Origin of the sequence: Intestinimonas sp., from assembly GCF_026169115.1 — a bacterium.
In the GTDB taxonomy this organism is placed as follows: Bacteria; Bacillota; Clostridia; order Oscillospirales; family Oscillospiraceae; genus Intestinimonas.
In genome coordinates this window covers 21,708-28,447 of sequence record NZ_JAPFEA010000141.1, presented here as the reverse complement: position 1 = coordinate 28,447, position 6,740 = coordinate 21,708, and the positions used below count along the sequence as shown (strand labels likewise).

At 65.5% G+C, this 6,740-nt stretch carries 7 protein-coding genes; 5 read left to right on the top strand and 2 right to left on the bottom strand.

Annotation, left to right across the window (positions count from 1 at the left end; all coding sequences use genetic code 11):
- Nucleotides 1–129: 129 nt before the first annotated feature.
- On the bottom strand, nt 130–573 hold the full coding sequence (locus Q0Y09_RS11860; RefSeq protein ID WP_297721915.1) for a DUF1934 domain-containing protein: 444 nt from the start codon (nt 571–573) through the stop codon (nt 130–132).
- Between the two features lie 144 nt (nt 574–717).
- On the bottom strand, nt 718–1,533 hold the full coding sequence (murI, locus tag Q0Y09_RS11855; protein WP_297721912.1) for a glutamate racemase: 816 nt from the start codon (nt 1,531–1,533) through the stop codon (nt 718–720).
- A gap of 221 nt (nt 1,534–1,754) precedes the next feature.
- Here murI and Q0Y09_RS11850 point away from each other — a divergent pair, with 221 nt between their 5' ends.
- The 5 genes from Q0Y09_RS11850 (at nt 1,755) to Q0Y09_RS11830 (ending at nt 6,693) form a co-directional block, all read left to right on the top strand.
- Nucleotides 1,755–2,171: a hypothetical protein gene (locus Q0Y09_RS11850; RefSeq protein WP_297721909.1), complete on the top strand. Its 417-nt coding sequence runs from the start codon at nt 1,755–1,757 to the stop codon at nt 2,169–2,171.
- A 282-nt stretch (nt 2,172–2,453) separates the two neighbouring features.
- A complete protein-coding gene (locus tag Q0Y09_RS11845; RefSeq protein ID WP_317380472.1) occupies nt 2,454–3,833 on the top strand; it encodes an MATE family efflux transporter in 1,380 nt (459 codons plus the stop codon).
- A gap of 202 nt (nt 3,834–4,035) precedes the next feature.
- Complete coding sequence (locus Q0Y09_RS11840) at nt 4,036–4,617, top strand: RNA polymerase sigma factor (RefSeq protein ID WP_297721907.1); 582 nt, start codon at nt 4,036–4,038, stop codon at nt 4,615–4,617.
- Nucleotides 4,614–5,462, top strand: a complete 849-nt coding sequence (locus tag Q0Y09_RS11835; RefSeq protein ID WP_297721904.1) for a PepSY domain-containing protein — start codon at nt 4,614–4,616, stop codon at nt 5,460–5,462. The genes Q0Y09_RS11840 and Q0Y09_RS11835 overlap by 4 nt, the downstream gene beginning before the upstream one ends.
- A 31-nt stretch (nt 5,463–5,493) precedes the next feature.
- Nucleotides 5,494–6,693, top strand: coding sequence for an ATP-binding protein (locus Q0Y09_RS11830; RefSeq protein WP_297721901.1), 1,200 nt, complete (start codon nt 5,494–5,496; stop codon nt 6,691–6,693).
- Nucleotides 6,694–6,740 lie beyond the last annotated feature (47 nt).

The window sequence follows — 6,740 nt, the reverse complement described above, 5'->3', positions numbered from 1 at the left end:
CGGGGACCCCTTCAAAATTTCACTTCCTCGGCGGGAGTGAATCCCGCCTGCGGCAAGGTCCCGCCAAAGGCGGGACACTTGGACGGGCCTGACGGCCCGCGGCCCTCACGGGCCCATCGAGATTGACCCTCACTGGGCCAGGATGGGCTCCTTCTCGCGCACATCGATGTGGAACAGATTTTCTCCCGCCACCGCATGGTCGATCTCGATGGCGTAGTCGATCTCGATCTCGCCGCCCCGCTCGTTCAGGTTGGCGTGCATCTTTTTGGTGCTGATGCCCACGGACAGGGCGCCGTATGGCGTCTCATACATAGAGAAGTGCCGCCGTCCGGGCTGAAAAACCATCTGGGAGTTGAACTCCCCCACCCGCATCAGGGTAATGCAGTCGGGCTCTACCTGGAAGGTGGTGAGGGTGCCCTCCAGTCCGGTGAGCTGGCTCTCCTGATAGGTCAGGGTATAGCCGGCGTCGCCGCAGTCCAGCAGCTTGCCCTCGGTGACCAGCTCGATGACCTCGGGCTGCTCCCCCTCCGTGCTCTGGACTCCCTTGATGGAAATGATTACGCTTTTATCCATTGGGAAGTTACCTCGGTATTTACGCAGAATTCGTCCTGCGGCGCTGCCGCAGGGCCGGCGGCTATTATATAATAAGTAAATCCCGATGTAAAGAGGGAGATACCATATTTCGCGCCCCTTTCGGGGACTTTCCCGCCAAAAACCTCAGTAATTCCAGATCTCCACCTGCTTCACCGTCTCCTCTACGTTCCGGCGGAGGAAGATCGAGGCCAGGCGGGAAAAATCCTCCGCGCTGTCGCTGACATAATAGCGGCTCTCTCCGGTCCGGCCGGGCTGTCCCAGGGCGTCCCTGTCCCGCAGGTGCCCGGCCACGGCGTCGGCACACTGCCGTCCCACGTCGATGAGCGTCACCTTTGGCCCCATGCAGTGGCCAATGACCTCCGTGAGCAGGGGGTAGTGGGTGCAGCCCAGCACCAGGGTGTCCACCCCCGCCGCCCGGAAGGGGGCCAGGTATTCCCCTGCCACTGTCTCCACCACCACGTCCCCCCGCCGGAAGCGCCCGTTCTCCACCAGGGGCACGAAGAGGGGACAGGCCGCCGCCATCACCTCGGTCCGGGGGGCGGCCTGGGCGATGCACCGCTCGTAAGCGCCGCTGCGGATGGTGGCCTGGGTGCCGATGAGACCCACCCTGCCGTTCCGGGTGGCGGCAGCCGCCGCAGCGGCGGCGGGCTCCACCACGCCCCACACCGGGATGTCGTTTTCCGCCGCGAGCACGTCCAGGGCTGTGGTGGACACAGTGCCGCAGGCGATGACGATGGCCTTCAGGTCGAAGGTCCGCAGAAAGGCCACGTCCTGCCGGGCGTAGCGGATGATGGTGTCTCTGGAGCGGCCCCCATAGGGCACCCGCCCGGTATCACCAAAATAAATGATGTCCTCTCCGGGCAGCAGGCGCTGCAGCTCCCGCACCGCCGTCAGGCCGCCCAGCCCGGAGTCAAACACGCCAATGGGACGATTATCCACACCAAAACCTCCTGCCGCAGCAAGCATTTTCCACCGTCCTTCCGGGGACGGTCCGGCAGGAACTATCATATGCGAAACGCCCCGGAAAAACAAGTGGGATTTTTCCGGGCGAATCCCTTGCAGGCTGCGGGTACCCTTTGACAAGTCTGGAAAATATACTATAATGTTATCTGCCGGAGGGCGCTCCGGCCCCGCGCCGCCCGTGAAGGAGGGTCTTGACCATGAAACTGGAACTCACGCGCAAGCAGTACCGCAGACTGCTGGATTTGGTGTATATCGGAAACTGGGTCCTCAACTCCACCCGTGGAGAGGACCGCATCCCCGACTACGACGAGGTGGAGAGCCTGCTCTTCTCCAAGGCCGGGGAGGAGGGCATGCCCATCCTGGCCGAGGTCTACAACGGCGAGGTCATCCCCTCCCGGGCCTTTGCCGAGGGGGGCATCCACGAAGCCATCATGGACTACGAGGACAACGTCTTCTTCGACATCCTGGCCGAGGACCTGGCCCGCCGGGATATGAACGACGTGCCCATCGACGACAGCAATTATGAGGAGCTGGCCTCCCGCATCGACGCCTATATCGCCGAGTTTGAGGAGCACGGCACCGACAACATCACCGTGGACAGCGACATCATGTGAAAGAAGACCGCCGGACTCTGATCGGAGCCTGGCGGCCTTTTTTGCGATGCAAACGCATCGCAAAATTGTCCATGTGCCGCAGAAAGCGGCACGGCCATGCAAGCAAAGCGCATGGGCCGGGACGGCCCATATGCCCATAAACTTCATGCCCCACAAGCCTTTGCCCGTTTTCGTGGCGCGCTTTGCGCATGAAGTTTTTCGCAAAGAAAGCCGTTGTGTCTCCAACCATTCTTGTGCTATACTACTCTCAGTGATACAAGAACAGACAGGAAGTGAGCCGACGTGTCCCTGTTTCGTCCCCCGGAGGACAAGTTCACCCAGATGACCCAGACTCCCATCCCCCGTCTGGTGTCCACGCTGGCGGTCCCCACCATCATCAGCATGCTCATCACCTCCCTCTACAACATGGCCGACACCTTTTTTGTCGGCCAGATCGGCACCAGCGCCACGGCGGCGGTGGGGGTGGCCCTCCCCCTGATGGCCATTATCCAGGCCATCGGCTTTACCTTCGGGCAGGGCTCGGGAAACCACATCTCCCGCCTGCTGGGGCAGCAGCAGCGGGAGGAGGCCCAGCGGATGACCTCGGTGGCCTTCTACTCCTCCTTCTTTCTGACGGTGGTCCTGGCCGTGCTGGGGCTTTTCTTCCTGGATCCCCTGGTCAACGCCCTGGGCGCCACCGCCACCAACGCCCAATACACCAGGGACTACGTCTTCTATATCCTCATCGGCTCCCCCTTCATGGCGGCCTCCCTGGTGCTCAACAACCAGTTCCGCTTTCAGGGCAGCGCCGTCTTCGGCATGATCGGCATTTTTTCCGGCGCCGTCCTCAACATCGTCCTGGACCCCATCTTCATCTTCGCCCTGGACATGGGCGCCGGCGGCGCCGCCCTGGCCACCATCCTCAGCCAGTTTGTGGGCTTCTGCCTGCTGGTGGGCGGGACCTTCCACGGCGGCAATCTGCGGCTGAGCCTGACTGCCTTCCGCCCCACGGCGGAGCGCTACGCCCGGATCTTCACCAACGGTCTGCCCTCCTTCTGGCGGCAGGCCCTGGCCAGCGTGGCCACGGTCCTCCTTAACGTGGCCGCCCGGACGTACGGCGACGCCGCCATCGCCGCCATGAGCATCGTCTCCCGGATCACCATGTTCGCCGGCTCCGCCCTCATCGGCCTGGGCCAGGGCTATCAGCCGGTATGCGGCTTCAACTACGGGGCCAGGCGCTACGGGCGGGTGCGGGAAGCCTACTTTTTCTTCTTCAAGCTGGCCGCCGTCGGGGCGGTGGTGTTGGCGGCGCTGGGCTTTTGCTTCGCCCCGGAGCTGCTGGCCCTCTTCCGCCGGGACGACCCGGAGGTCATCGCCATCGGCGCCGCCGCCCTGCGGATGCAGTGTCTCTCCTTCCCCCTCATGGCCTGGTTCTTCCCCTCCAGCATGACCCTCCAGACCATCGGGCAGTCCTTCCGGGCCACTGTGCTGGCCATGTGCCGGCAGGGGCTCTTCTTCCTCCCCGCCATCCTCATCCTGCCACGGACGCTGGGCATCACCGGCATCCAGATCAGCCAGCCCCTCTCTGACCTGTGCTCCTTTCTGGTGGCCCTGCCCATGGGCATCGGGGTCCTCCGGGCCCTCAAGGCCGCCCAGGAGGGGGAGGAGAACCGAAAAAACTGAGCCTGTCCGGGACCGTTGCCTCAATCCCATGGTCCAAAAAGACCGCCCTCGGGCGGTCTTTTTTCCGTCCCTGCGATAAAACCGCCCGCTGCGCCGTTATAGAGACGCGGGCAGAGTCACACCCTTCCCATTTTTCTCCTTCTGTGGTATGATGAAAGCCGCATACCGCACCTTTGCATCAGGAAGAGGAGGAGGGACGTCCATGTTCCTTGTTATGACCATGGAGGGCCTGGCCCGGCAGAACCGCCCTGTCCAGCCGCTGGACGAAGGGCTCCTGCCCCGGGTGGGGCAGGGGGACCGGGCCGCGCTGGAGGCCCTTTATGTCCAGACCGAGAAGGCGGTCTATGCCCTGGCCCTCTCCCTGCTCCGGGACCCGGAGGACGCCCGGGACGTGACCCAGGAGGTCTACCTGAAGGTCCGGGCCGCCGCCCACCTCTATGTGCCCCAGGGCAAACCCCTGGCCTGGCTCTTTACCATCACCCGGAACCTGTGCCGGGACCTCCAGCGCAGCCAGTCCCGGGACGGCCAGTCCCCGGAGGACCTGGAGAACGACGCCCGCTTCTCCTATGTCTCCGACCCCACTGACCGGCTGGTGCTGGAGGCCGCCCTCAAGACCCTGGGGGACGAGGAGCGACAGGTGGTGCTGCTCCACGCCGTCTCCGGCCTAAAGCACCGGGAGATCGCCCAGGACCTGGGTCTTCCCCTGTCCACCGTCCTCTCCCGGTACAACCGGGCTTTGAAGAAACTCAAACGCTATCTCACCGATGAGGGGGTGCGCCTGTGAACGAAAAGATCGAAGCCTCCCTCCGCCGCGCGGCGGAGCAGCTGCCCCGGCCCGACTTCCGGGCGGTGGCCGACACGCCGGTCCAACCCCTGGAGGTCCACGACTATGTGACCCGTCAGGAGCCCCTCCCCCGTCGGCGCTCCTTCCGTCCGGTGGCCGTCCTGGCCCTGTGCGCCCTGGTCCTGTGTGTGGGTCTGTGGAGCTATCTGCAGTTTTTCCAGGTCTACTCCGTGGTGGACCTGCGGGTGAACCCCGCCCTGGCCATCGAGCTGGACCGCCGGGACCAGGTGAAGGGGGTCATCCCCCTCAACGAGGACGCCCAGCCCATCCTGGAGGGCCGCTCCTACCGGGGCTGGAGCCTGGAGGCCACGGTGGAGGCCCTGCTGGACGACCTGTGGGCCGGCGGCTATCTGGACGACGACGCCCAGGTGGACGTGGCGGTGAACTGTAAGAGCGCCGACCATGGCCGGGACCTCCGGAAGGAGGTGGAGGACCTCATCGCCCAAAAGCGGGCCGCCCTCTCCGCCGGCGAAACAGAGCCGACGCCGGTCCTCCCCACCCCGCCCACTGCCACGCCGACGGCCACTGTCCCGCCGGCCACCGGCGCCCAGACGCCGGCGGTCCCCGCCCCGTCCGGATCCGCCGCCGGGGAGGTCCTCTCCTGGGAGGCCGTGCAGTCTGTCGTCACCGGGCGCATGCCCGGCGCCGTCTTTGACGAGTTCCAGCTGGACGAGGACGATGGCCGGCCCATCTACGAGGTCAAGTTCCGGGATGCCGCCGGAGAGGAGTACGAAGCCGAAGTGGACGCCCGCACCGGCGCCATTCTGAAATGGGAGCTGGACTGATAGCCCCCAGAAATGAGAGGAAGGAACACCCATGATTGAGACCATACGCCCCGCCCTTCTGGGGCTCACCACCTGCCTGGACCTGATGCAGGAGCCGCTGATGGGCAGCCTCCGCGCCCTGCTGGACGCCCTGGCCGCCGGAGAGGGAGAGGCTGCCCTCCGGCACTATACCGAGATCTTCTACGGCCTGCGGCAGGCGGGCAAGTCCGGCCTTGGCGACTGGCTGTGGGACCGGCTGCGCTATACCGAAGGCCCCTATCCCGCTCTGCTGGACCGCGGCGGGTCCGACCCCGCTTTGGAGGGGGCTGCCCGCCGGGACGTGGACACCCTCGCCCGGCTGGCCGGGCTGGACTGCGGCGACCTCACCGCCGCCATGGCCGCCCTGCTGCCCAAGTCCTTCCGCCCTGTCCTGGACGCCCTGCCCCGGTGGGACAGCGCCGTCCCCTTCACCTTTGACGATCTCACCGCCTTCTACCATCTCCACGGCGCCGGTCTCTTTGCCCGGTACCGGGCCTTCCTGTGGTCGGAGGGGCAGCTCATCCCCGTGGCCGACCCGGACACTCCCCGGGAGGAGGAGATGATGGGCTACGAGCTCCAGCGGGACCAGGTCATCGCCAACACCCGGGCCTTCCTGGCCGGAAATCGGGTCAACGACGTCCTCCTCTACGGCGACAGCGGCACCGGTAAGTCGGCCACGGTCAAGACCCTCCTCACCGTCCCCGGCTTTGAGTCCCTGCGGCTCATCGAGGTCCAGAAGGACGGGCTCCGGGACATGCCGGGGCTCATCCGCTCTCTGGCGGGGCGGAAGCAGCGTTTCATCCTCTTCATCGACGACCTGGCCTTCGACCAGGACGACCACACCTACTCGGTGGTCAAGACCATTCTGGAGGGGGGACTGGAGCGGCGTCCGGCCAACGTGGCCATCTACGCCACCTCCAACCGCCGCCTGCTGGTGCGGCAGACCTTCTCTGACCGGCAGGGGGACGAGGTGGACCGCCAGGAGACCATCCAGGAGAAGACCGCCCTCTCAGACCGCTTCGGCCTGCGCATCCCCTACCTGGCCCTCTCCAAGGGGGAATTCCTGGAGCTGGTCCAGTCTCTGGCCGTCCAGCAGGGGCTGCCCATGGACCGGGAGGAGCTCCGCCGCAGGGCCGTACAGTGGGACATGCACTCCCCCGGCCGCACCCCCCGGGGCGCCCGGCAATTCCTGGCCAGCCTGCAAACCGTCTGATCGCACGCAGCAAAGAGCGCGGACCTCTCTTTGGAGAGGTCCGCGCT